18 protein-coding genes are annotated in these 25,769 nt (G+C 35.7%); 3 read left to right on the top strand and 15 right to left on the bottom strand.

The genetic code is table 11. The features are described from left to right. Positions 1-357: 357 nt before the first annotated feature. The 5 genes from PL77_RS18500 to PL77_RS18480 all read right to left on the bottom strand — a co-directional run bounded on the left by PL77_RS18500 (position 358) and on the right by PL77_RS18480 (position 5,423). Positions 358-969: an alpha-ketoglutarate-dependent dioxygenase AlkB gene (locus PL77_RS18500; protein WP_044208663.1), complete on the bottom strand. Its 612-nt coding sequence runs from the start codon at positions 967-969 to the stop codon at positions 358-360. Positions 970-973: 4 nt separating this feature from the next. Further along, positions 974-2,461, bottom strand: coding sequence for a cryptochrome/photolyase family protein (locus PL77_RS18495; protein ID WP_044208660.1), 1,488 nt, complete (start codon positions 2,459-2,461; stop codon positions 974-976). Between the two features lie 9 nt (positions 2,462-2,470). Beyond that, complete coding sequence (locus PL77_RS18490) at positions 2,471-3,943, bottom strand: cryptochrome/deoxyribodipyrimidine photo-lyase family protein (protein ID WP_044208657.1); 1,473 nt, start codon at positions 3,941-3,943, stop codon at positions 2,471-2,473. Positions 3,944-3,946: 3 nt separating this feature from the next. Continuing rightward, on the bottom strand, positions 3,947-4,228 hold the full coding sequence (locus tag PL77_RS18485; RefSeq protein ID WP_371199244.1) for a TIGR03643 family protein: 282 nt from the start codon (positions 4,226-4,228) through the stop codon (positions 3,947-3,949). 691 nt (positions 4,229-4,919) lie between these two features. Then, complete coding sequence (locus PL77_RS18480; RefSeq protein WP_044208651.1) at positions 4,920-5,423, bottom strand: hypothetical protein; 504 nt, start codon at positions 5,421-5,423, stop codon at positions 4,920-4,922. Between the two features lie 445 nt (positions 5,424-5,868). Between PL77_RS18480 and PL77_RS18475 the strand changes: the two genes are divergently transcribed. Continuing rightward, the gene (locus tag PL77_RS18475; RefSeq protein ID WP_082026621.1) at positions 5,869-7,506 is read left to right on the top strand and encodes an acyl-CoA carboxylase subunit beta; all 1,638 of its coding nucleotides are present in this window, start codon (positions 5,869-5,871) and stop codon (positions 7,504-7,506) included. A gap of 128 nt (positions 7,507-7,634) precedes the next feature. Here PL77_RS18475 and PL77_RS18470 read toward each other — a convergent pair whose 3' ends face one another. The 3 genes from PL77_RS18470 to cysK form a co-directional block, all read right to left on the bottom strand. Further along, a complete protein-coding gene (locus tag PL77_RS18470; RefSeq protein ID WP_044208647.1) occupies positions 7,635-9,242 on the bottom strand; it encodes an alpha-L-fucosidase in 1,608 nt (535 codons plus the stop codon). 529 nt (positions 9,243-9,771) lie between these two features. Continuing rightward, the gene (locus tag PL77_RS18465) at positions 9,772-10,761 is read right to left on the bottom strand and encodes a zinc-binding dehydrogenase (protein WP_044208645.1); all 990 of its coding nucleotides are present in this window, start codon (positions 10,759-10,761) and stop codon (positions 9,772-9,774) included. Positions 10,762-10,890: 129 nt separating this feature from the next. Next, positions 10,891-11,805 carry a cysteine synthase A gene (gene cysK, locus PL77_RS18460; RefSeq protein WP_044208643.1) on the bottom strand — a complete coding sequence of 305 codons (915 nt, stop codon included), beginning with the start codon at positions 11,803-11,805 and terminating at the stop codon, positions 10,891-10,893. Positions 11,806-12,273: 468 nt separating this feature from the next. On the opposite strand from cysK, the gene hrpB reads away from it, so the two are divergent. After that, the gene (gene hrpB, locus PL77_RS18455) at positions 12,274-14,763 is read left to right on the top strand and encodes an ATP-dependent helicase HrpB (RefSeq protein WP_044208641.1); all 2,490 of its coding nucleotides are present in this window, start codon (positions 12,274-12,276) and stop codon (positions 14,761-14,763) included. Between the two features lie 211 nt (positions 14,764-14,974). Here hrpB and PL77_RS31815 read toward each other — a convergent pair whose 3' ends face one another. Then, on the bottom strand, positions 14,975-15,193 hold the full coding sequence (locus PL77_RS31815; protein WP_156152424.1) for a hypothetical protein: 219 nt from the start codon (positions 15,191-15,193) through the stop codon (positions 14,975-14,977). Positions 15,194-15,261: 68 nt separating this feature from the next. Then, entirely contained in the window at positions 15,262-15,951 is a 690-nt protein-coding gene (locus tag PL77_RS18450; protein WP_044208639.1) for an HAD family hydrolase, read from the bottom strand. Positions 15,952-16,329: 378 nt separating this feature from the next. On the opposite strand from PL77_RS18450, the gene PL77_RS18445 reads away from it, so the two are divergent. Beyond that, positions 16,330-16,830: a hypothetical protein gene (locus tag PL77_RS18445; RefSeq protein WP_156152423.1), complete on the top strand. Its 501-nt coding sequence runs from the start codon at positions 16,330-16,332 to the stop codon at positions 16,828-16,830. Positions 16,831-17,083: 253 nt separating this feature from the next. Here the strand turns inward: PL77_RS18445 and PL77_RS18440 are convergent, their stop codons facing one another. The 5 genes from PL77_RS18440 to PL77_RS18420 all read right to left on the bottom strand — a co-directional run bounded on the left by PL77_RS18440 (position 17,084) and on the right by PL77_RS18420 (position 25,729). Continuing rightward, a complete protein-coding gene (locus PL77_RS18440) occupies positions 17,084-18,139 on the bottom strand; it encodes an NAD-dependent epimerase/dehydratase family protein (protein ID WP_044208634.1) in 1,056 nt (351 codons plus the stop codon). Positions 18,140-18,330: 191 nt separating this feature from the next. After that, the gene (locus PL77_RS30795; RefSeq protein WP_052444545.1) at positions 18,331-22,599 is read right to left on the bottom strand and encodes a DEAD/DEAH box helicase; all 4,269 of its coding nucleotides are present in this window, start codon (positions 22,597-22,599) and stop codon (positions 18,331-18,333) included. A gap of 51 nt (positions 22,600-22,650) precedes the next feature. Further along, positions 22,651-23,745 carry a hypothetical protein gene (locus PL77_RS18430; protein ID WP_044208631.1) on the bottom strand — a complete coding sequence of 365 codons (1,095 nt, stop codon included), beginning with the start codon at positions 23,743-23,745 and terminating at the stop codon, positions 22,651-22,653. 402 nt (positions 23,746-24,147) lie between these two features. Continuing rightward, positions 24,148-24,945 (bottom strand): DUF1269 domain-containing protein, encoded by a 798-nt coding sequence (locus PL77_RS18425; RefSeq protein ID WP_044208629.1) that lies wholly within the window; start codon positions 24,943-24,945, stop codon positions 24,148-24,150. Positions 24,946-25,243: 298 nt separating this feature from the next. Continuing rightward, on the bottom strand, positions 25,244-25,729 hold the full coding sequence (locus tag PL77_RS18420) for a hypothetical protein (protein ID WP_044208626.1): 486 nt from the start codon (positions 25,727-25,729) through the stop codon (positions 25,244-25,246). Between the last annotated feature and the right edge of the window lie 40 nt (positions 25,730-25,769).

The raw sequence follows: 25,769 nt of genomic DNA, 5'->3' as shown, positions 1-25,769 counted from the left end.
GGCGAGAGGAATGAAATTTAGCTTTTGACTTCTAAGCCTAGATTTTTTGCTTCGTTTTTCATCAATGGAAAAATGAAGAAGAAGGAAGCTTGAAAGTAGATCCTATAAATTTGACAGAAAGACCAATTGGAAGTTTCCGAGAACCTTAGTATGATAGTATTTCCCTTCAATACCTAGATTATTTGTGGATAAGAACTTTCAATATCTCATTTGTGTTCCACTGATCATCAGAAATCTCCTGATTTCTAAATACCATAAATATTCGAAAACTTAATTTACAATGTGCTTAGCTGATAGTATTTCCCCTTCAATATCTAGACTGTGTGTGAATAAAGACTTTCAATATCTCTTTCCTACTTATAACACCACTGTTCTGAAGGTCAAATTGATCCTTGGCTTCAACACTCTCTTGCTCACTGGTAAGGCATGTACCCAATGCTTTTGTGTCTCCCCTTTCATCACTAACAAAGAACCATGTTCCAGCAAAAGATTTACTTTCTCTTTCGTTTCCCTATGTTTAAAAGAAAACTTACGCTCTGCCCCTAACGATAAAGAGGCTATGGCACCATATTCTTTCATTTCTTTTTCATTGTCACTATGGTAACCCATTCCTTCATTTCCATCATGATAAAGATTCAAAAGACATGAATTATAAGTCTCTCCTGTTTTTTCTTCCACTACTTTTAAAAGCTGAAGTAATGTTTCATTAAACAAAAGTGCCGTTTTCTTCACCTTAGAATAAGTATACTCATAGGGTTCTAAACCATACCAAGCCATTTTACGTTTGGTTAAAATTTCCTTTCCAAACATCTTGATTAGGTCAGATTGCCAATCTATAGTAGTATATAAATTTTGATACAAAGAGGTCGCTTCTGCAAAAGAAAAGACTTTACCATAGTAATAGGCATCCCCTTCAAAGGGTAATAAATTTTGTGATTGATTCGAGGTTTGATCAAATAAAGAGAGCATATTTTTAGTTTGTTGATAGTTTATTTAGGAAGTTTTCCGCACTTTCTAAAAGTAGTTCTTTTTTCTCTTTATTCATATTATCATATTTTTTTAATAGCATATTTATACGTGGATTACCACCAATTTTTTCTCTTTGATGGTCCATAAAACGCCAAAACAAACCATCCCAGACCTGTTGCCAGTCTCCTTTTTTATAATCGCTCATTTTCATCAAATAATTGCTACTACTGATGTAAGGCTTTGTAGACATCAGACCGCCATCGGCAAACTGACTCATTCCATACACATTGGTAACCATTACCCAATCATAAGCATCAATAAACAACTCCATAAACCACTGATAAACACTATTAGGGTTGAATTCACACAATAGCATAAAATTACCAAGCACCATTAACCGTTCAATGTGATGGCAGTAGCCCGTACTCATCACTTTTTTAATGGTGATGTCTATCGGTTTGATCCCTGTTGTTCCTTGATAAAACGATGCAGGTATTTCTCTTGTGAAACCAAAATAATTGGAAATTCGTTCCTCTCTTCCTTTCACTTCATAAATCCCTCGGATAAACTCTCTCCAACCTATAATCTGACGTATTAAACCCTCTGCGGAGTTTAATGGGATATTATGCGAAAAAGTCACTTCTTTTATTCTCTCCAACACATAATCGGGCGTCAACAACCCGGCATTCAATAAGGGAGACAACAAACTATGGTGTAAAACACTTTGATGACTGACAATAGCGTCTTCATAAGCACCAAATTCAAGATACCTTTCCTCTAAAAAATCTTCTAACCATTTCCTAGCTGCATCAAAACTAGTCGGATAAAGAAAGTGATCATTGATGATGCCATAATTCTCCGAAAAATTAGTTTCAACATATTCAATAGCTTCAGAAATGTAACTATTTTTCTTACAGAAATGGACAAAGGGAGGTAACTTTTTAGAGGGATATTTTTTTCGATTCTCTGCATCAAAAGACCATTTCCCCCCTACCGGTTGCTGTTCTCCACTGATGAGTAAATTGAGCTTAACTCTCTGCTTCTTATAAAAATTAGCATGATAAAATTTCTTATTGGTAGCCTTAAAAAATTGTTCATTGTCCTTTGATGTATTCAGGAACATAGGGCTACTAAACGTGCGAAATGCTATGTTATTTGATTTAAGCGACTTTTCTAACCTTCTACTCAGCCAATCATCTACAGGGTCAATATACACCACTTCCTTATTGATCTTTGATGCATATTGATTGATAAAAAATCTGATATCAGACTTTTCCTTATTTTCTGCTTTCCAATGCACCACTTCATACCCCTTCTCTTCCAAAAATGAGGCATACTGAAGCATTGAAGCTCTATGAAATAATAATTTCTGTTTATGAAATTTATATTGATAGAAAAATAAATACTCCTCTATCAATACAAATGTGGTACACTCAGTATTAAATAAAGGAGAATTTTCGAATAATTGATGAGGAAAAACTAATGCAACCATTGAATGGGGTTAAACCGTTTTTGATTTGATATTGCGTGTATGCAACACTAAAATTTTCTCTTTCTCTTGTCGGACTTCTGGAGATTTCTTAAAAGAATAAATCCTTGTTCGTGCTTTTTTCCCACTCGTTTTTAAATCAACAATTGGAGCTGGATAACGGAAGTCACTTAGACCAATAAAGGCTTTATCTAAAGAAGTCATTTGCCATGGTTCATGAATAAAACGCTGAGGAACATCTTTGAGTTCGGGTACCCATTGTTTAATAAAAATACCTTCAGGATCATGTTCTTGGGATTGCTTTACAGGGTTATAAATACGTACAGTGTTGATTCCTGTCGTTCCCGCTTGCATTTGAAATTGTGTAAAATGTATGCCTGGCTCGTAATCCAAAAATAGTTTAGCGAGATGATAAACTCCATTTCTCCAATCCTGATCCAAATGATGGCATAAAAAGCTCACCAACATCGCTCTCATTCTGAAATTAATCCAACCTGTAGTTTGTAAACAGCGCATACAAGCATCAATCATAGGATAGCCTGTAGTACCCTGTTTCCATGCTTCTAAAAATTTTTTATCATTTTCATGAGAAAGGTTTTCAAATGCAACGTTTAAACATGTACTCTCATAACTACATTGCACCTCAAACTTCTGAATAAAGTGACAGTGCCACTTAAGGCGAGTCAGAATACCATTAAAAGCCCTTTTATTGTACGCTCTATTCGGATGGTTTTTGATGTGCTGATAAGCTTGTTTGATCGAAATGTTACCCCAAGCGAGATAGGGTGAAATCCTACCACAGCTTTTTCTACTCTCTAGAGGTTTAGAGATAAATTTACTATAATCTTTCCCTCTTTCATCCGTGAATGAGTTTAAGTATTTCCATGCAAAAGTTTCTCCTGCAGGCTGAAAATCTTTATTGTAATTTTTAATGAGATTTCTAAAGGAAGCTGGTAAAGGAAATAAGTTGACCAACTCCACTTGTTTATTGTCGGAATACAGATTTTCGACTACGGGTTCCTTCATCCTCACAAACCAATCTTTATCCCAATTATCTCGGTTGACAATACCTCTTTTGATACCATCTCTTTGAAACTGATGCCATTCTATATGGTTTTTATGAAATAGCTTTTGCATTGATTTATCACGATCATAAGTGATCTGTACACCGCTCTCTTGATAGCTGAATACATTCTCAATCTTAAACGCCTTAATAAGGTATTCGAAGATAAAGTTTGCGTCACCATACATTACATGCACTTGTCGTTTCACGGTGGCTAACCTTTGATTCATATCATCGATAGAATGATAAATAAACTTTAAGTGCCTTGAAGAAGTGTCGTTGTGCTTGATAAGATTCGGTTCATAGATGTAGAGCATTAAGTAAGGTAGTTGGCTTTGCTCGGCGTAGTACAGTGGCATGTGGTCTTGGGTTCTAAGGTCCCTTTTTAGCCAAACGATGTTAATATGTTGCTTTTCAGTCATAATTTAATAGGTTTTCTTACTGATCTTGTTGTTGCTTATTAACCTTTGTCTGCTACATTTAAATCTGTTTATCTCCTTAGACCTTTTCATAATGTGTTTGCTGCTGGCTTTTGTATGGACTCTTTTCCTCCACCTTTTAAAGCTCTTTTCTTTCATTTCTAGCCGCATCAGCTTCACCACCTCTGACTCTGACAATCCAAATTGGATTTCTATGGCGGAAAAAGGAGTTCTATCCTCCCATGCCATTTCTATTATACGGTCTATTTCCTCATCATTTAGTAGCATTTTCATAACTAGTAAACAAAAGAGCAAACATATTGTTTACGTTGGGTTTGAGATTTTTTAGATGACATCAATTCCAACGTTGATCACGTATACTACTCTCCTTCATATCAATTAAATCATAGCTTACAAGCAATCAACACCTTAATGCATTACAAACTTAAATTATCATCAACTATCAAAATTGATATTACTCCTAATATTTGTTGTTCTACTTTCAAGCTTCTTTCTTCTTCATTTTTCCATTGATGAAAAACGAAGCAAAAAATCTAGGCTTTGAACGCAAAAGCTAAATTCCATTCCTCTCACCTAAATGATTTTAAACTCGCTTCGCTCAAACAACAAAATCATTTTTAACGGCTCAATCCATGAAATTCTTAACGCTTTTCCCTTCAATGCCGGTTGAAAAACTACCTAATGAGAAGCGTAAACCCAGAATACAAGAGGAGTTCTGAAAGTGTATGTAAAACTGTAGTTAACGTAAGGTCGTTGCATTAAAAAGTCTTCGCAAACCACAATAGATTACCACTCTCAATTCATATAAGGATCCCATCATAAGTAACGAGAAATTAATTTACAGCACAAGACAATATTCATTTTCGGGTAAAAACAAAAAAAGGTTTTTATCGGCTATTCAAAAGTGAAGTCGTCGATAAAAACCTTATTTATGTTGCTCTATTAAAAGAGTCTAATATTAATCTTCGGTTGCTTTTGGAACTTTCATAATAAAGAAATAAGCCAATAACCAACCAACTATAAGAATTGAAAATACCATTGGAGAATACTCTACTTTTGGTGCTTCAATATCATGACCTTGTGCTCTATAAATCATTCCTAGTGTTGCCAGTAAAAGACCATTGATCAATGTTGCCAATCCCTTAGTCCAACCTTTTACACCTTCTAGAAGTTGTTGTTGTGTTTCTTTTGTTGCTAACCATTTTGATTTATTGGGTACCAAAATCAGCTGTTGGGGTAAATGCAGAACACTAGCACCCAACCCTACTAAAGCAATGTTGATGAAAAGCAAAACTCCCATAGAAGTATAGAAAAAGTCGCTTTTTGACATCACAGTTGCACTTGCATCCTTCGTCGCACCAATGACCATTACTCCACTATCAGGGAAGTAAATATAGGCTAACAAAGAATATCCAAGGAAAATAAAAAGGGAAAGTGCCCAAATAAACTTGATGTATTTCATTCTGAAAACTAACTAATGTTTGATGTTTCGGTTTAGTGGCGTAAAGATATAGTTTTTTTTAAATGAATATTTAACATTGAATAATGAAAAATCAGTTTTGCTGAAGAATTAACACTTTGTCATTTTCTGTGAGACAGTTTGCCGCTTTTTGATTTTTTGAAAATAGGCAGTAATTGCAGTACAATAAATGGTTATGTGTTGTGGTTTGCGAGAGGTTGTTGTAAATCCATTTCTTTTATTTCGAAGTCGGGAGACTTCGCCAATGTATCATCACAAGTGACGCCTTTCGGCTTAACACTTGCGATATAAAAGGAGTTTTTTTAATAATTAACGGATAACTTAGATTACGATGTGCTTACACTCTTGTAAAAAAACATATTTCCTTATTCAGTTTTAATATTAAATTCTTAACTTATTTAAAAGTAAAACACAACACATAATAATCATGAATTATTCAACTAACCAAAAATCAGCATCTCAAACTTCACTCCAACACCTCACCCAAAAGTTGCTGAGCAACCGAGAACGGGTTTTTCTAGGTGGAGGTGAAAAGAAAATTGCTAAACACAAAGCCAAGGGTAAAATGACAGCCCGAGAAAGAGTGGATTTTTTACTCGATAATGCAGAAGAAGCCATTGAGATTGGTGCTTTTGCGGGAGAAGACCTATACAAAGAGCATGGCGGTTGTCCCTCTGGAGGAGTGATCATTAAAGTAGGAAAAGTAAGTGGCAAAAACTGTGTGATCGTAGCCAATGATGCCACGGTAAAAGCAGGTGCTTGGTTTCCTATTACTGGCAAAAAAAATCTTAGAGCACAAGAAATAGCCATAGAAAACAAAATACCCATTGTGTACCTCGTAGACAGTGCAGGTGTTTATTTACCCATGCAAGATGAAATTTTCCCTGATAAAGAGCATTTTGGAAGAATTTTCAGAAACAATGCTGTAATGTCAGCAGAGGGAATTCCACAAATTGCAGCTATCATGGGAAGTTGCGTAGCAGGTGGAGCTTATCTACCTATTATGTCAGATGAATCACTTATTGTCGATGGCACTGGGAGCGTTTTCTTAGCAGGATCTTATTTGGTCAAATCGGCTATTGGCGAAAGTGTAGATAATGAGACCCTAGGTGGAGCTACCACACATTGTGAAATATCTGGGGTGACTGATTATAAATGTGAAGACGATGAGGCTTGCCTGAACAAGATCAAAAGTTTGGTAGATAAAATGGGTAACCCCAATGAAGCGGGCTTCAACAGAGCAGCCTCTGCGGCTCCCAAAAAGGATATCAATAGTATTTATGAGGTCTTCCCTGATGACAGGACCAAACCTTATGACATGTTAGAGATCATTGAGCGACTTGTTGACAATTCAGAATTTGAACAATATAAGGAAGGTTATGGTCAAAGTATCTTGTGTGGTTATGCTCGCATTGATGGTTGGTCCGTGGGGATTGTAGCCAATCAACGTACGATCGTCAAATCAAAACAAGGAGAAATGCAAATGGGAGGAGTAATCTATTCTGACTCTGCAGACAAAGCAGCTCGTTTTATGATGAACTGTAATCAAAAGAAAATCCCTCTATTTTTTATACATGATGTAACGGGTTTTATGGTTGGAAGCCGATCAGAACACAACGGAATCATCAAGGATGGTGCTAAAATGGTCAATGCCATGGCCAACAGTGTTGTTCCCAAATTCACGCTAGTCATTGGTAATTCTTACGGAGCTGGTAATTATGCCATGTGTGGAAAGGCCTATGATCCACGCTTGATGTTAGCATGGCCTACCTCTCAATTGGCCGTAATGAGCGGTAAATCCGCAGCAACTACATTGCTTCAAATTAAAATTTCAACTCTCAAAGCACAAGGCAAAACAATTGATGAAGCAGAGGAAAAAGCACTATTCGATGAGATAAAAGCAAAATATGATAGTCAACTTTCACCTTATTATGCTGCTGCACGTTTGTGGATTGATGAAATAATCCAACCTGAAGAGACCAGAATGTATATCTCAAAAGGCATTGAGATGGCCAATCAAAACCCCATCGATAAACGCTTCAATGTAGGTGTAATTCAAACTTAGAAAAGGGTGAGTTAGATAGACACCCCTCTTGTCTACGATCATTTGAAACCTCCCAATTTATAAATAGCACAAAAAAGTCACCCTCGTTATGCAACAAGGGTGACTACCACTATCTATTGAAATTTACATTATAAATTTTGTTCTAGATCTCCGCCAATGTCAGTTTCTCTGTAACCTTCACATTGGATTTTGAAAGCATGAGCATAATCTGTTGGGAATTTAGCAGGACGTTTGATTACTAATCCATGCTCGTTTCTCTCCCATTTTAATGGCTCATCACTACCTAAAAGTGTGATTTTCTCAATTTTGTTGTTCAAAACACCAAACTTAGTGCTCAATGTTTCTACCACAATATCACCTTTTGGAGTGTCCATCACGAGTGCGTAGAATTCACTATCATTCTTTTTCGTGAATCGGATATCGTTTTCAGTATAAACGATTTTCTTTCTTTCGATTTTGTGACCACCAGCAGGAATTCTAGTAGGACCTTCACCGAAGATTGTCCAAGGACGAGTTCCGTAGATTGCTTCTCCGTTTACTTTTAACCATCCACCAATATCAGTCAATAAGTTTTCCATCTCTACTGGAATTGTACCATCTGGATTTGGAGGAACATTCAATAACATGTTACCATTTTTAGAAACAATGTCAATCAAGATATCTACCAGCTCATTTGTTTTCACAAACTTCGCATTTGATCTATAGAACCAAGTACCTGGAGAAGTATCCGTTACCCATGCATCTTTTTTCGGTTGGTTTGGTCTACCTCTTTCGTAATCTCTTACGGCTGTTGCCTCTGGGAATGTAGTTTCTTTAAACATTACCACTACTTCCTTATTCCACTCTTTACCTTTGTTGTAGTAATATGCTAAAAACTTCTTTCTGTAGTTTTCATCCATATTTTCTAACCACCAGTCAAACCAAATAATATCTGGTTGATAATCGTCGATGTATTCTTTCAAGACTGCCCACCATTGATCATGGAATTCTTTTGTAGGCATTTTATCATCATAACCGTGCGGTGTAGTATACAAGTCATAATCTTCTGGACTTACTGCACCTTCATATTGGTGAGCAGGTGCAAAATACATCCAAGTAAATGCGTGGTGGAAAGAAGAAAGGAACTTCATACCACGTTTTTCTACAGCTGTTTTGAACTCTTGAGAGATGTCTTTACCTCCATAGTTTACAGAGTTCCAACGTGTCGCTTTACTATCCCACATGGCAAAGTTATCGTGGTGCATTGCCACTGGACCTGCAAATTTAGCCCCTGATTTTTCAAACAAATCAGCCCACTTTTCAGCATCAAAACCTGTCGGTTTGAAGTTTTCAATTAAGTAAGTGTAACCGAATTCAGCAGGGTCACCAAATTGCTCTACGTGATGTAAGTAATTTTTTGTTGGATTAGTGTTAGGGGTACCGTCTGGCTTTGTTGGTAACTTTCCTGTTTTCCAGTTTGGAATACCATTTTTACCGTACATCAACATACCGTGCCATCCTGGTAAATATTGCTTTTCTTTCATATTAACGAAAGCACCTGATACTGGTCCCCAGTGTGTATAAATACCAAACTTAGCATCTTGATACCAATCTGGTTCTTTGTTTGCTTTCGCAATAGATTTCCAATCTTCTTGATACGTTTGTTCTGTTGTCAATTCTTGCTGTGCTGGCGGCTTTTGACAAGAAAACATAGCACAAAGAAGAATCGGAAGCGATAATTTTTTGACTAATTTCATACTTATAAAAATTCTTTTTTACTATTTCAATCGCAAAGACAAAAGAGATGTTATAGCATAGCCTTACGCTCTTGTCCTTGTCTTTCTACATTTTCAAAATTAGGTTGTAGACACACTTAGGGTAGAAAAAATTGATGCTTTAAATAAGGGGTAAATTTGTATTGAAGCGTATAAATGTGCTTTTATGTCAATTATTTCACCTATTTGGTAACATCAAAAAGGCTGCTATAAACCATTTTTTAAGTGTGAAAATTATTTTGTGCCCCTATTATTACTAAACCGATTGAGGAATATTGAAGGAAGTAGTAAGTCACTAATGATTTAAATAAAGTTTGTTCGCTACAATAAAAGTCAAGGCTTTGAAGTCAAAAGCTAAGTTTCATTTCTCTCTTATTAATATTTCAGACGCTCAAAAGTACAATTTGTGTTACCATCATTAGCCCTTACTAATGGCGTAGACTAATGATGAAGTATATCTCGAAACTTTAAAAATAATCAACACAATTAGTAAAAAACTTCTGAAAGAAAATTACAAAGTCAACACTACCTTACCTACTACCTTTTTGTTTAAGATATTATTCAATGTTGCTATGGCTCCTTCAAAATCAACAGTCACTAATTTTGGAGATTTCACTTTACCATTTACTAAAGCTACTGTCAAACCTATTCCGGCATCTACAATTGCTTTTTGTCCAATGTTTCCATGTTCGTGACCTGCACCAAGTGCCAATTGATGAAATGTCAAATTTTTCATAAAAACATTTTCATATTTTTCAGGTCTTACTGTTCTTACCAACTCCAACATTTGACCATTAAAACCTAAGGCATTGGCTGCTAAAATATCATTATCATCACCTATGGTATCAAAAGATTTAGTCACCCCTTCACCATTTGTAAGTCGATGTACTTCTTCTAAAACATCAACTTTATCATAACAAACCACATGATCGGCCCCTAATTGCTTGACATAGTCCTCATTTCTCGATGATGCAACCGCTATTATTTCTTTACAGCCACACACATTTTTAGCAATTTGTACAGCATAAGACCCTACTCCTCCAGATCCACCAATAATTAATAAGGAATCATCTTCATTAACCTTCAATTTTTCTACAACGGCTCTCCATGCCGTCCAACCTGCACATGGGCTAGCTGCTGCATCTAATAAAGGTAACTCCTTGGGCTTATCTAACAATGTATTGACTTTATGAATTGCATATTCAGCCAAACCTCCATGAGGTCGGGTCATATTGCCATGGTAAAACACCTCATCTCCTACATTCCAACCATCTACTTCTTCGCCAATTTCATCAATCACACCTACTACATCTAACCCCACTACCCATTCATCGTTCATTCTTTCCCCTACCATTCCTTTCCATTGAATGACTTTTGCATCAACAGGGTTAATGCCGCAAGCTTGTACTTTTATTCGCACCTCATCTTTTGCAGGAATTGGAACTTGAATTTCTTCTATTTGAAAAGAATCAGCAGCGGAGTGAAATGTTATTGCTTTCATGGTTTTGATTTACTGAGGATGATAAAAAAGGCATCAACTTCATTCGAAATTGATGCCTTAATTTAAGGAAAACTCTGATGATAAAAAGTGATATTATAATCTCTTCATTAAAATATCTTTGTAATGGATTTATTCGCCAAACAAACCTTCAATCGATAAGTATCTTTCGCCTGTATCGTAGTTGAATGTAAGGATTGTAGCATCCTCTTTTATTTCAGGTAATTTTTGGCTTACAGCAGCCAATGAAGCACCTGTTGAAATACCTGCTAAGAACCCTTCTTGTAAAGCAAATTCTCTAGCAAACTTTTTAGCGTCTTCAGCCTCTACTTTGATCGCTCCATCAATGGCTTCAGTATCTAAGTTTTTAGGAATAAATCCAGGACCAATACCTTGAATAGGGTGCGGACCAGGACCTTCACCAGAAATAACAGCACTTGTAGTTGGCTCAACGGCATAAACTTTTAAGTTAGGCCATTTTTCTTTTAAGATTTGTGCCACACCAGTGATGTGACCACCTGTACCAACACCTGTAATGATATAATCAATGCCGTTTGGAAAATCTTCAATCAACTCTAATGCTGTCGTTTTTCTATGAATATCTACGTTAGCTTGATTATCGAACTGAGATGGAATCCATGAATTTTCTTCTTCAGCAGCTTCTTCAGCAGCTTTTTCGATTGCTCCTTTCATGCCTTTTTCCTTGGCTGTCAATACCAGATTGGCACCATAAGAGGCTAAAAGTTTTCTTCTCTCGATACTCATCGATTCCGGCATTACTAGGGTTAACTTATACCCTTTTACAGCAGCTGCCATTGCTAATCCAATACCTGTATTTCCTGAAGTTGGTTCTATTAAATGAGTATCTTTATTGATCACCCCATCTTGTTCAGCTTTCTCAATCATGGCTAAACCAATACGGTCTTTGATACTTCCGCCAGGGTTGAATTTTTCAGATTTAATGTAAACGTTACGATCTCCAAAGAGCTTATTAATTTGAATAACAGGTGTTTTACCAATTGTTTCAAGAATGTTTTTGTATATCATTATTTCTATATTTTTTATTACTCTAGTATTTCTATAGGACAATATTAGTTATAAGATTTTAATGATGCTAATTTTTTGGCAGGAAATTTTTGTGATTTGCTATTTATGGTTAATTCTTTTAGCATGGAAACTAAGTTTTCGTCAACTTTTAATCTGTATTTCTACTTGACTTTATAGAGACCTACCATACCAATTAGGTAGAAAGAACACTGTCACGAATGTTAAGCAATAGCGACATTCGTGCCTTACAGATCAGCAGAACTCTTCCGATTTCTAAATGTTAGAAAAATTCGAAGATGTAGAAATGCAAATTTATTGTAGTGTGCGAGGTCGTTATAATAAAATGTCCCTACAGTAACTACACTTCATCTTTAATTTTGATCCAAAAAACATCCATTTATTTCACCTTCAAAACTTTAAATTCCCTTATCTTGCAGCTCAATTTGAAAAACAGAAAGAAAAGGCATAGTGAGTTTAGATTTTCATCAATTTAATTTACCCGTAGCAGAAGTTGTTCCTGAGGTAAAAAAGCATTTAGAACAAGAATCCACCATCATCTTAAAGGCTCCTCCGGGTGCAGGAAAAAGTACGTTAGTACCGCTCACCTTATTGGATGAAGAATGGCTTGAGGGAAGAAAAATATTTCTGCTTGAACCCCGAAGATTAGCAGCGAAATCCATTGCTCAACGTATGGCGGATATGTTGGGAGAAAAAGTGGGAGAAACTGTAGGTTATCGTGTTCGTTTTGATGTGAAAGTCTCTGAACGTACACGAATTGAGATTCTAACCGAAGGAATCTTGACCCGTATGCTTCAGGATGATAACGCATTGGAAGATGTAGGGATCGTTATTTTTGATGAATTTCACGAACGTAGTCTACATGCAGATCTTGCCATGGCATTATGTAGAGAATGTCAGCAAGTTTTAAGAGATGACTTGAAAGTAATGGTTATGTCTGCTACGTTGGATATGCCACAACTTTCGGCTTTATTGGATAATTGCCCTATTGTAGAAAGTCAGGGTAGAATGTTCCCTGTAGAGAAGTTTTATGTGGGAGATACAGATCGCTATTTGTTACCAGAATTGATGACAAAAACGATCCAAAATGCCTTAAAAGAGCATGATGGTGATATTTTATGTTTCTTACCAGGACAAGGAGAAATCATGAAATGTGCCGATTTACTGCATCAACACACCAAAGGAATTGCTATTTACCCTCTTTTTGGACAATTACCCATCAACAAACAAAGAGCGGCTATTTTACCTCATCCAGAAGGAAAAAGGAAAGTTGTATTGGCGACTTCTATAGCCGAAACCAGTTTGACCATTGAAGGGGTAAAAATTGTGATCGATAGTGGGTTTACGCGTATTCAGCAATTTGACCCTAATTCTGGATTGTCGAGGTTGGAAACTGTAATGGTTTCTGAAGATGCTGCAGATCAAAGAGCGGGTAGAGCCGGGCGTTTAGGGCCAGGTATCTGTTATAGAATGTGGAGCAAAACGACTCATACCCGATTAGAGGAAACGAGGGAACCTGAAATTGAACAGGCTGATCTAACTTCCTTAGTTTTAGATTTGGCACAATGGGGTGTTATTCACCCTAATGAATTGGCTTGGGTGACACCTCCTCCAGCCGGACATGTGGCACAAGCCAAAGATACATTGACGCAATTGGAAGCGTTGGAAGATGAAAAAATTACTCCTCACGGAAAAGCAATTCATCGCTTACCTTGTCATCCACGTATCGCACATATGCTCTTATTTGCGGAGGAAAATGATCTTTTGCCGCTTGCCACCGATCTTGCCGCTATTATTGAAGAAAGAGATCCATTGCCTAAAAATAGTGGTACAGATATAAATACTCGAATTACAGCATTAAGACGTTCTAGAGAGGGTGGAAAAAATCCTCGTTTCCGTCAGATCAATAAAATCGCTGAGGTGTACCGTAAAGTTTTCAAATCCAAAGAGGATAATCATTCCTTTGATGATTTTGAAACCGGTTTGCTTTTAGCTCATGCCTACCCTGAAAGAATTGCTTGTGCAAAACCCGGTAATAATGCCCAATTCCAATTGGCCAATGGAAAAATTGCTGCTATTGGACATAGAGATGAACTAGCGGATGAGGCTTGGTTAGCCGTAGCTCATATTGATGCCAGAGATGGAATGGGAAAAATATTTATGGCTTCTCCTCTTGACCCTACCGACCTCGCTCCAATGGTTCGAGAAAAAGAGATGGTAAAATGGGATACGGATGAAGGTGGATTGATTGCCAACAAACAGTTGTGCATTGGAAATATTATTCTGAAAAGTACACCAATCAATAACCCCGATCCTTCACATTTACAACAAGCCATTTTAGATGCCGTAAAAAAGGAAGGGAAACAATTGCTTCCTTTCAAGGAAAAAGAGGTAGAACAATGGCAGTCACGTATTCTTTCATTGAAAAAATGGAACCCAAAAGATAAATGGCCCGATGTTTCTACAGAAACGCTTTTATATTCTGCTTCCAAATGGTTAAGTCCTTATTTGGATAAAGTAAAAAAGCCTTCTGACTTGATGAAGCTGGACTTGAAAGATATTTTACAGCATAGTTTACCTTGGGAATTACAAGAAAAACTAGACACTTTAGCTCCTATTAAAATTGAGGTGCCGAGCGGTTCCAACATTAAACTGAAGTACCTTGATAATGGACAACCTCCTATCTTGGCGGTGAGACTTCAGGAATGTTTTGGTTTGGAAAGTACTCCAATGATTAACAATGGGAAGCAAAATGTGGTGCTTCATTTACTTTCTCCAGGATTTAAACCTGTCCAAATCACTTCAGACCTAAATAGCTTTTGGAATAATGCTTATTTCGAGGTTAAAAAAGATCTGAAAAGAAGGTACCCGAAACACTCTTGGCCGGATGATCCTTGGACAGAGGAAGCGGTTAGAGGGGTGAAGAGGAAAAATAAGTAGTATATATTGTAAGTACAATCAAAAGACAAAGATTTTATAATTACCTTCTAAGATGCAGTGCTGTAGAGACGTTTTTGTAAAGCGTCCTCACGAAAAATAAACCATTTATAGAGGGATCTAATAATTATCAAATAACTTAGTTTAGAATATTAAGTCTCAAAAAAAGGGATGAAAGAATATCATTATCAATTTCTTTCATCCCTCTTTTGTATTAACGGACTGCTTTTCCATCAAAATACAATGACTTTTTCTTTTTCCCCGCCACTTTGAAGTAAAGGTTCTGCAAGAATCTAAAAGGCCAAGTGATTATTCTTATTATATAATAAAAGGCACTACTCGCCAACATACTGCCTATAAAGAATAACATAAAAAAGGTCTCGAAACAGGCCACTAGAAACAAGAGTATTTTCTTCACAATATAAGTATTCATAAAGCTGGGTATTTGAGTAAGACGAATGTTTGGGATAAGAAATAGTACATATCCCTTAAGGTAATGAATTATAAGTAGTTCATCACTTCTCTGATGCTTTTTAACTCTTTAAATTTATCTCCTTCCACTTCATGATCTACCATTTCATGCTCCCACGTACTATGGAAGGGTACATGATAAGCATGTGCTCCAATATTCAAAACAGGAACAATATCAGATTTTAGAGAATTCCCCACCATCAAAAATTCATCAGGTTCAATATCCAAATGTTTCAACAGTTTATGATACCCTGCCTCTTTCTTTTCAGAAACAATCTCGGTATGATGAAAATATTGATCTAAACCAGATTTTTCAATCTTCCTTTCTTGTTCCAAGAGATCTCCTTTTGTGGCTACAACCAATCTATAGTTTTTGGATTGCAAATATTCTAATGTCTCCACTACGCCATCCAATAATTCGATGGGATTGTTGAGCATTCTTTTTCCAAACTCCAAAATTTGAGCAATTTCCGAAGCCTTTACCTTTCCATTGGAAAATAAATTAGCTCCTTCAATCATGGATAACGATAATCCCCTTGTTCCATATCCATACATTGGCAAGTTTTTAATTACCAAATGGAATAGCTTCTCTTTTAACTCCTTCTTCTCCATATAAGGAGACATCAATTTAAAATAGTCCTCTTCAAACACTCTGAAAAAAGGCTCATTGACCCACAGTGTGTCATCCGCATCAAAAGCTACTACTTTAATCTTATCCATTATTTTTTGTCCCTAATTATTACGCAATAAAAATACAAAGTAAACCCAATGTTATTCAAAACACAAAAATTGGAACAAATTCACTGATTAATTAAAACAACATTGCTTTAGTGTTCACTCTAATAACACATTTCTAAAATACCTTTGTAAGATCAACAAGTATATAATTATTTGTGATCAGAGATATTCACTAATAGGTCCAAATACATTCGTTATAGTACACCTAAGTGCTTGATAATTCATGAATTAGAGTATTAAATTTGTTATTATAAGATGCTATCCTACAGAAGTTTAAAACTAAAGAGACAATTTTACAATTTAGCTCGCAAATACCCTTCAAGTACACATACCACGAATGACCATAACAGAGATAAGATAATGCAAGACAATATAAATGAACATTTAATTTTTGGAAAAGGGATAAACTGTAAACTCAATATCATTCAGAATACACTATTTATAGAGTTTAACCCTACGCAATCATTGGTTTCAATGACAAGAATCCGGCTTGATTTCAAGCAACATGATGGTATACATCTTGGCTACCTAAAATGCTTCCAAAGCGTAAAAATGGACCTTTACAGACATATTAATAGCAAGAGGAATCAATTTAATGCAATCCACATTGTGGGGTATGGGTTCGCCGGAGCTATTGCCCAAATTGCATCATTAGGTATTTATAAAAGTTTCCTTATTCCTTCAGCTATAACCACATATGATAGTCCTACTCCTTTTTCAGAGATGAAAAGAGAAGAGTTCGATATCACCACTTTAACACAAGAACATTTTGTGTTTGGCTATGATATCAACTTTAAATTTTACACAAAATTATTTGGATACGCATTCCCTAGTAATATTCAAGAATATAAAATTATTTAGGAATAGGAAAAAACTGAAGAGAGAGTGTTATATGATTTGAGTATTCAGTATTGCTCTTATTATTTCAGTTTGCATTGAATAATAAAAACAAGTATTCGCACTCTTTTAAATGCAACAAGTAAGCCAAAATGTGTTATTTTGAAAATATTTCCAAACACGAAAAATCCACATCACTGATAATCAACAATGTGGATTTCTATTTTTATAAAATTAAAAATGTGTAGTGTTACCGGTTAATCAAAAAAGTGATTCATCACTTGGAAAATACACCTGCATCTACCAATTGACCGAAGAAATCATTGAGTGTTGAATTTGCATCACGGTACTTTATGCCTAGCTTTTCTTTACTTTTTGTATTATCAACTAACCATTTATAACCAAAGTTTTTCGCTACCATTTTCCTAGGAATTCCCTGAGTTGGTCCGATCAACCAAACCAGCCATTTAGGGAGTTCTTTCTTTGGCAAAGGAAAAGCCTTACCATATTTCGCTCTTAGGAAGTCCGCCATTTCTAAGATAGTGTAGCTTTCATTGGAAATGATATGTCGTCCCTCTGCCTCTGGTGTAAAACCTGCATTATAATGAGCTTGTGCTAAATCTCTTACATCAACAATACCAATGTGCAAGCCGGGTGCACCCATTTTCATAGAACCGTCTCCCAATTGTTTCATGATATTAAAACTCTCAGAAGTGCTTGTTGGGTTAATGCCAGGCCCAAGTACAAAAGAAGGATTGATGACCACCATGTCCCATCGGTCTTGTTCTTTATTTATTTTCCACGCTTTCTTTTCAGCTACCGTTTTAGAGTAATTATAGGGTTGATGATTTACCGAAGATGTAGCATTCCAAATACTCTCATCGACTATATGATTAGGGACATTTAATAAATCTTTTGCATCACCAATAATTGCCACGCAACTACTCGTTAACACCACCCTTTTTACAGAATATGTTTTATTGACAGTATTTAAAACGTTTTCTGTTCCCTTTAACGCTGGATCTACTAAATCCTTTTTAGCGTCCTTCACTGAGGTGATAAAAGGTGAAGCAGTATGAAAAACCAATTCACAACCTTTCATTGCTTCATCATAAGAACCCGGTGTGAGTAAATCCGCTTTAAAATACTTTATCGTTCCTTCGTATTGGTCTGCTAAAGCATTAAGGTATTTAAGTTTTTCTGCATTATCGGGATTTCTTACAGGTGCATGCACTGTTAATCCCTGTTTAAGTAACTTTTCAACTATTCGTCCTGCTACATATCCTGTAGCCCCCGTAATCATTACCGGTTTAGATTTGTCAATTGTGGTCATATTGTTTTGGTTAAGAAAGTAAAGATAATTCGAGTTGTATACAAGATATTAAATGTTTCTTAAATACCTGTAAATCATTGTGGTTTTTGGAATGAGATTCTTTGAGGTTAAGAAAAAATTAAGCGTATCGTTTTATATTTAGAGCATAAAAGAAACCCTTGAAATCACTTATTCAAGGGCTCTGATTATTCTTATGGTTCTAATATCGTTTCATTCTTCTGCAATAGCTTCAACAATTCACTTGTATTTAACTTCGTCGCCTGATTTGTGCCACTGAGTAAATCATCCGCTAATTCACGCTTATCGGAATGCAGCTGTATCATTCTTTCCTCTAAGGTATCTTTACAGATTAAGCGATAAACTGTAACGGGTCTTTTCTGTCCCATACGGTGTGCTCTATCTGTAGCTTGATCTTCTACGGCTGGGTTCCACCATGGGTCCATGTGAATCACATAATCAGCCGCTGTTAAGTTAAGACCTGTCCCTCCTGCTTTTAGGGAAATTAAAAACACATCACCTTCTCCTGATTGGAAAGCATTAATACCTTTTTCTCTGTTTTTCAAAGTTGTAGAACCATCTAAATATTGATACGAAATGCCTTCTTTTTCCAAGTATTTTTTGATGATACTTAAGAAGCCTACAAACTGACTGAAAATTAAAGCTCGGTGTCCTCCTTCTTTCAATTCATGAAGCGTTTCCAAAAGCAATGTGATCTTACTGCCCATCAATTGGAATTCATGATCCACTAAACTTGGGTGACAGCACAATTGACGTAATTTGGTCAACTCGGCAAGCACTTGAAGTTGTACATTTTGATCCTTGTTCTTCTCCAATACCCCTTCAATTTCTTCTAGGGCAGTTCTTCGATGTGCTTCATATAGGGTCATTTCATCTTCTGATAAACTCACGCTTAATACTGATTCTGTTTTTGAAGGAAGTTCATCCAGCACTTCACTTTTCTTTCTTCGAAGTATAAATGGAGTAATCAGCTTTCGCAATACTTTTTTGGCTGATTTAGCATGATGCTGATCTCCGGAATCAATTCTAAGTACAAAGTTTTTATTAAAGGATTCCCATGAGCCTAAAAGGCCAGGATTGATGAATTGGAAGAGGTTCCATAATTCTGAAAGGTTGTTTTCGATAGGTGTACCCGTCGTTACAATCCTCATTTTACCTTCCAACTGCATCGCTACTTGAGAACGTTTGGTTGTTTTATTTTTGATCGCTTGTGCCTCATCCAGTAAAACAATATTCCAATCTTTTTTCACGATTGGTTTATAGGTCGATTGAAGTAAACCATAACTACAAATGATCACATCAAATGCCCCTGCATTTTTTAATAGCACCTCTCTGTTATTGGTATTGTAAAGCAAATGAGGTTTTAAAGTAGGAGCAAATTTTCGGATTTCATTCACCCAATTGAACGTTACGGAAGAAGGAGCCACTACCAATGAAGGACCATCTTTTGCTTTTTCTACCATCAAAGCAATACCTTGTAAGGTTTTACCTAATCCCATATCATCAGCCAAACAAGCACCTCCACCCCAAGAAGCCAATTGAGATAACCATTGATATCCTTCTACTTGATAATCTCTTAATGTTGCTTGTAGTGTGTTAGGTACTGCATAAGTAGTTTCAGAAGCAGTATTGATTTGCTCCTGCAACGTTTGCCATGATTTATCACTTCTAACTAATGCCTCATTAGTCAAGGCATTCAGTGCTCCATAAGAGGATAAACGGTGAACTTTAAAATCTAATTTATCTTCTACAGCTACACTTGTCAGTGTCGCCAATTGTTTTCTTAAAGAATCAGTCAACGCTATGAACTGATCTTTTTCAATTTCTACATAACTGCTGTTCGGATCGTTTTTAAAGGCTTTTAATAATGACTCAAGAGAAACAATCACTTCTTCATTTACCTTCACTTCACCTGAAACGGCAAACCAATCTCGCTTTTTGGACTGAATATTCATGGTGATATTTTCACCTCCAACTTTTGAAAGTAGTTTAAAACGAACACCTTTTGGCCATTCTACCACCGGTTTTATATCGCCAAACTGCAATTCTTGTAAAGCATTCAAGGTTTCTTCCCTATCGGATAATTCCCAAGCATGATGCCCATCGTTGGTATTATCTAAGAAAGGTCTTTGGTAATAGAATTTCTCTAAAAGGGCTTTTTCTTCGTCTAAATTTCGGATTGCTCTTGTACGCACTCGGTCTACTTCTTCCACCAATACCGTCTTTCCTGCTGCAGGCGTCACATACGGAGGAATGGTTTTGAAAGGCTTCATATAAATTTCCAACAGGATATTATTTCCCCTGGGTGTCAGCAACGCATGAATAGTTTGATCTGCTTTCACTTCGGGCAATTCCTCTCTGATGTCTTCCACATTGGAGTGAATATTCAGCGTTTGCCCTAAAGCAGTGATTGCCTCTTTTAATTGTTTTTTTCCTTTTTTAGGAATGACGATTTCTTGAGGGAAATTCTCAGCCCAATACTTAATTTTTTTATCTACATTATAATAGATCACCCTTGTAGGGGTTTCTCTTTTTAGTGGAAAATCGATATTGATGTCTTTATCAAAAGAAATACGATAATGCTCACCTGCTTCATCAATTTGTAATTCAAAAGGACGTTTTTCAACAATCACTGATACATTATCATCCGATTCTAAAACAACATTAGGATGTCCTTCTAAACGTTTCCATACTTCCAAGACATCGAAATCCATATATCCTCTTCCATAGGTACGAATGGCTTTGTCCAGAATTTCGTGATCAATTTCCAACATCCCCTTTACCCCTTTTTTCAATAAACGAGTATCAGAAACTTTTTTAGGCTTACTCCACTTTCCGTTCTTCAACTTGGTCTGCTCCATGGGTTGCACATACAACCTATGATCAGACACCACCCATAAGAGTCGACCTTCTTTGACTCCTTTGTTTTCTTTTTTATCAATCAAATGAAAATCCTCCGCTATTGCTCCCATTTTTTGAAGCAATAACTCCCATTCTTCTTCAAAACCTGCACTTAAAATATCTTCAAAACGAAAGAGATCTTCATCAATCAAATAACTCAAATCAACATCTTCATCACTTGACCTATTTTCAACTACAGCACTCGCATACAATGAAGCGTACCACTGATGTCCACCCTTTTGAAATTCAATGGCTTTATTTTGTAAATAAAGATAGGTCACCTCGTCAAGTGAGCTTTTTTCTCCAAATAATTTACCATAGATCCAATAGGTAAATGTAATTGTCAATGGACCATAGCCATTGACTAAGGATTCGTGAAGATGATAACGTAAGTGTTCTTCTAGTTCATATTCTGATAATAATCCATCCACCGAAGAGTTTGTACTTAGGTAAATCACGGCTTCTAATAAGATCGAATAAAATGCAGATGGGAAGCCCTCTTTTGATTTTTTGTCAAAGTAGATGTATCTGTTTCTTAATAAACTTAAGGATTGCTGTTTGTATTTTTGATAGACCAAGAGCATTAAGACCAATTCTTGATCAGCACTTAATGCTTGCCAAAATTTTGAAGATTTTTTCTTGAAGTTCGCCTGAATATTTTCTATTCCAGCAAAACTTAATACCTTTTCCAGTACTTTTTCTTTATCCTTAGAAGCTATAGCTACATATAGTTCCACAAAGGCTTTATCAAAATTATCCGCATTCTGTATCGTTTCCAACGCAGAATCGGTATACCCTTGACACACCAATAGCAAGGCCTTCATTACTCCTTCGTCCTTGTACATTTTAGAAGTGTACTTTTCAAAAGTAGATAATGTGTGTACATCCACCTCACCATCTAATAAAGCAGTATAGGAACTTTTATAAATAAAATCCCAAATTTCAACACTTAAGTTTGGACTCAAATTATCTTCCAGATATCCAAATGAATACAAGGTATATAAGCCAAAAAACAACGTTGATGAATAAGTTCCTAAAGGATCTGAAAACTCAGGATTAAAATAATTACTAAGTAGAAGAGGATAATTTAACTTTGATGTAAGTGGTACTACAAAATCTCTTATTACAGACTCCGGCTTATAACTTAGAGTACCCCAAAATGTTGGATAGTTTTTTTGTTCGAATACAATGTTTTTAAAAGCACTGTGAAATAATTCGTTCTGTAAATATCCTTTTGCTTTTATCAAAACAGACAGATAATACTCCACCGAATCCACTTTATAATAGGTTACTCCTCTATTTTCAATCGTAAAAAAAAATTCTTCCTTGACCAATTCTTGGAGAACCTCGTTGATCTCTTTAGTCAACTCTACCGTCTTTAAATTTGGTAATAATTCTTTCAGAAAATCCTTTAGTCTTGTTTTGTTCAACCCTTGCAAACCAGCACCTAACATTACAATAATGTATTTATGTTGGCTGTCTTCAGGGTATTTTTCAAATTTTTCAGTGAATTCGTTGTATTTATCTATTGAAAAAATCATGGAGTATGAAGCTACTTTTAGTCAAAGAAAAACCCAGAGTTTAGTCTGGGTTTACAATATATAAAAATTAGAAATGAATTTATCGAGTGATGCGTATCGTTCATATTCATCTTCTTGATCTGTCCTGATGATGATCGATGATTTTGAACCACTGTTAAGATGATCCAACACGCCCCAATCTACATGTTTTTTACTCAATCTGTAATGCTCCGATTCTGGATCCATCCAAAGGAATGAAACATAATGATTGAATTCTTTTAATACGGCAGATATTAGGTCCTGAATTCTATGTTCATGTCCTTTCTTCCAATTCAGCCCCTCAAATGTTACAAATCTGTGATTTTTAAAATTAAAAAGTCGATTGGCGTATGGAATATAAGGTAATAAATATTTTGCAATAACTCCTTCAGCACCCGGCAAGTGTTGGAATTTCCAATGTCCTTTATAGGCTTGAGCACTTACTATAATTTCTCCATTTTCCTCCAACACAAAAACATCATTATTTCTACACATGTTTTCGGATGAATAGAAAGCATAATCTTTATAAAACTCATCCGCCAAAGCCATTACTTTTGGTTTTTCCTGCTCTGTTGCTCTTCTTACAGAAGGATGAAAAGATGGACTTACTCTACTAAATGTAAGCGTTGTCATCTTACCAATTGTTCTGAATCCCACTTTTTCAGTGAACATCTTGGAACGCAGGTTATCATTTTCTACCTGAGCTTGGAAAATTTGAGGAGTACCATTAGCCTTACTTTCAGGCATTTGATAAGTATTGAAGAAGCTGATTAATTGTTGATCAAGAAAGCTATTTTTTCTTTTCTTTTTATTAGGATTTTGTTTTGAGCTTTGCAGTGAACTCACAAATGCAAAATAACGGATATGATACGTCTCCACATCTTTTCCTTCAAATTTTGTTGATTTGTGAATTAAGGTGATAGAACTCAATAAGTTCTCCCCTCTTCTAAGATTTAAGAAATAAGCTTTTTTTGTGAATCTAAGGTTCTCCTCTGTTGCAGTGTGAGTATATCTAACTCCGCCTTCAGTTCCCCACAATGTGTTGTCCAACATTTCTACTACATCGTCTGTCAACTCGTCCGTCAACTCTAAACTTATGGAACCTGCTTGAGTTACTATATCTTTCATTCGGTATATCTTGGTGTATTAGGAATGCATTGAAGCGAACTCGTCTCCATTCAAAATACTATTTTGTTTTCATTCGACTCAAAAAATTAACGTAGCAAAAATATTGTTATTTTTTACATTTCTAAAGTTTAGAATCATAATCTAAAGGTATTTTAAGATTTAATGACGTTTTATGATAAAACGCAGGGTCATTATTTTATTGGGGTAATACTGCAAACCTCCAAAGTTTATACCACTACCTCACCACTATGACCATCTACTCTCCCTTAAGTTTTCTAAAATTGATGGATCAATCCCTTTTCCAGCTTTTGGTCTACCTTTTTAAAATACAAAAAAGCATGCTGGATAAAATCCAACACGCTTCAACCTTTTAATAACTAATTATAGTAAGTACATTATAAACTATGAAATATATTTTGTCAGCTTTTCAGATGCCTCAGAAAGCTTATTCAAACTTTTATTGAATTTTAGTTCTAAATCATCCTTACGCTTATTGATCTTCTTCTTTTTATTTTCATTGGCTTTACCCAATTGTTTTTGCAACTCACTCGCTTTGGCTTCTGTTTCAATTTTCAGATCTATAATTTTCTGATTAATAACGTCTTCTAAAAGCACGGCTTTCTTTTTGACATTTTTGATTTGTTGATGAATACTTTCTTTTGATGCTTCTGAAGCTACCTCTAATTCATGTTCCAAATCATCTAATTCTGCTTGAATAGCATCCGCTTCACGGTTAAACTGCTCTTCAGCTACCTCTGCCCTATTTCTTCTAAATAAAATCCCCCCTAATTCTTTCATTTTAGTATCCAAAGGAGCATTCCATCCCTCTTCAATATCAGCAATAATGGCCGTCTTGCCACTCTCTAACGCCTCTGATACTTTTTCTATAAAAGTGGTATCGACTCCTGCTTTATCAAAGTCATAAATTAGACCTCCTAGTGAACCTGCCATTGCTCCTGCTACCATTCCAATAGGGCCTCCAAACAAACCAATAAAAGCTCCGGTTAACATTCCTACCCCCGTACCTATTGGGCCTTGATCGGAACTTTCGTTTACAGTAATCTCTCCTTCGTCATTTTTACTGATCACGGTCGATGCATATAAACTTATATCTCCATTGTTATTTAACTCCTTTAAAGCAGATAGACCTTCAAAAGCTTTTGATTGATTGTCAAAGACAGAAACAATTAATTTATTCATTTTCTTTATTTTTAAGGTTAAAAATGGTTTGATCTTCAATCTACATTCATCTTTTCCTTCTGGATTAATAATAGAAACTTGATAGAGTGATTGAGAGCGTTATAATTACCTTACAAAGGTAGGAAGGTATCCACTCCAACGCATGCGAAAAATTCTTATTTCATTGAAATAGGTAAAGTGCCTATTGGGGTAAATATAAAGTAAGATGTACTGAAAAGCAGTAAAATGCTATTATTATTCTCTGCATTTTACTGCCACATTAATTCCTTGTCAAATGATATTGATGAAATATAATTTCTTAAAGAATTTCATCAGGGTCCAATTGTGCTAAAACTAAAAGGTCTTTACACAAAGACATGTAATATTTTAAAGACGAATCTTCCTCTTTTATTAAACTGCCCAATGTATAAGAAATCTTGTTTGAAATCCCACCAAATGTTATGGTAGTCGAATAACTATCTAGAGTAAATTCCCCAAAATGCTGAGCGATATCTTTAGTATTTATTTTTTCTAATTGATCCAAAAGGTTATTAAACTCTTGATCAGAAATCTTATACTCTTCAGATTTATTAGAATAGTCCCATTTACTATCTTCATTTGCAGGTTTTGAAGTCAAAAAAAGCACAACTTCTGACTTTCTTTTCACAACTTCTATATCAACCGTTTTGTAGGGAATTCTCAAAGAATGAGAAAAATGTAAATTTATGTAAGTGATGGGCTGTTCTTGTCCGAACATTTTCAAAGCACTTAATAATAAGAGAAATGCGATAATTATTTTTTTCATTTAATAAATAGTAGATAGTTCTGATGTTCCAAAACTTGTT

Origin of the sequence: Flammeovirga sp. OC4 (assembly GCF_000812565.1) — a bacterium.
In the GTDB taxonomy this organism is placed as follows: domain Bacteria; phylum Bacteroidota; class Bacteroidia; order Cytophagales; family Flammeovirgaceae; genus Flammeovirga.
This window is presented reverse-complemented; position numbering and strand designations above follow the sequence as displayed.

Bases quoted from the DNA above. Each gene is read 5' to 3' on its own strand.
- PL77_RS18420 (WP_044208626.1), bottom strand. From the start codon at position 25,729: ATGAAAAAAATAATTATCGCATTTCTCTTATTATTAAGTGCTTTGAAA.
- PL77_RS18425 (WP_044208629.1), bottom strand. From the start codon at position 24,945: ATGAATAAATTAATTGTTTCTGTCTTTGACAATCAATCAAAAGCTTTT.
- cysK (WP_044208643.1), bottom strand. From the start codon at position 11,805: ATGATATACAAAAACATTCTTGAAACAATTGGTAAAACACCTGTTATT.
- PL77_RS18480 (WP_044208651.1), bottom strand. From the start codon at position 5,423: ATGAAATACATCAAGTTTATTTGGGCACTTTCCCTTTTTATTTTCCTT.
- PL77_RS31815 (WP_156152424.1), bottom strand. From the start codon at position 15,193: ATGAATACTTATATTGTGAAGAAAATACTCTTGTTTCTAGTGGCCTGT.
- PL77_RS18495 (WP_044208660.1), bottom strand. From the start codon at position 2,461: ATGGTTGCATTAGTTTTTCCTCATCAATTATTCGAAAATTCTCCTTTA.
- PL77_RS30795 (WP_052444545.1), bottom strand. From the start codon at position 22,599: ATGATTTTTTCAATAGATAAATACAACGAATTCACTGAAAAATTTGAA.
- PL77_RS18470 (WP_044208647.1), bottom strand. From the start codon at position 9,242: ATGAAATTAGTCAAAAAATTATCGCTTCCGATTCTTCTTTGTGCTATG.
- PL77_RS18485 (WP_371199244.1), bottom strand. From the start codon at position 4,228: ATGCTACTAAATGATGAGGAAATAGACCGTATAATAGAAATGGCATGG.
- PL77_RS18465 (WP_044208645.1), bottom strand. From the start codon at position 10,761: ATGAAAGCAATAACATTTCACTCCGCTGCTGATTCTTTTCAAATAGAA.
- PL77_RS18500 (WP_044208663.1), bottom strand. From the start codon at position 969: ATGCTCTCTTTATTTGATCAAACCTCGAATCAATCACAAAATTTATTA.
- PL77_RS18440 (WP_044208634.1), bottom strand. From the start codon at position 18,139: ATGACCACAATTGACAAATCTAAACCGGTAATGATTACGGGGGCTACA.
- PL77_RS18445 (WP_156152423.1), top strand. From the start codon at position 16,330: ATGCAAGACAATATAAATGAACATTTAATTTTTGGAAAAGGGATAAAC.
- PL77_RS18490 (WP_044208657.1), bottom strand. From the start codon at position 3,943: ATGACTGAAAAGCAACATATTAACATCGTTTGGCTAAAAAGGGACCTT.
- PL77_RS18450 (WP_044208639.1), bottom strand. From the start codon at position 15,951: ATGGATAAGATTAAAGTAGTAGCTTTTGATGCGGATGACACACTGTGG.
- PL77_RS18475 (WP_082026621.1), top strand. From the start codon at position 5,869: ATGAATTATTCAACTAACCAAAAATCAGCATCTCAAACTTCACTCCAA.
- PL77_RS18430 (WP_044208631.1), bottom strand. From the start codon at position 23,745: ATGAAAGATATAGTAACTCAAGCAGGTTCCATAAGTTTAGAGTTGACG.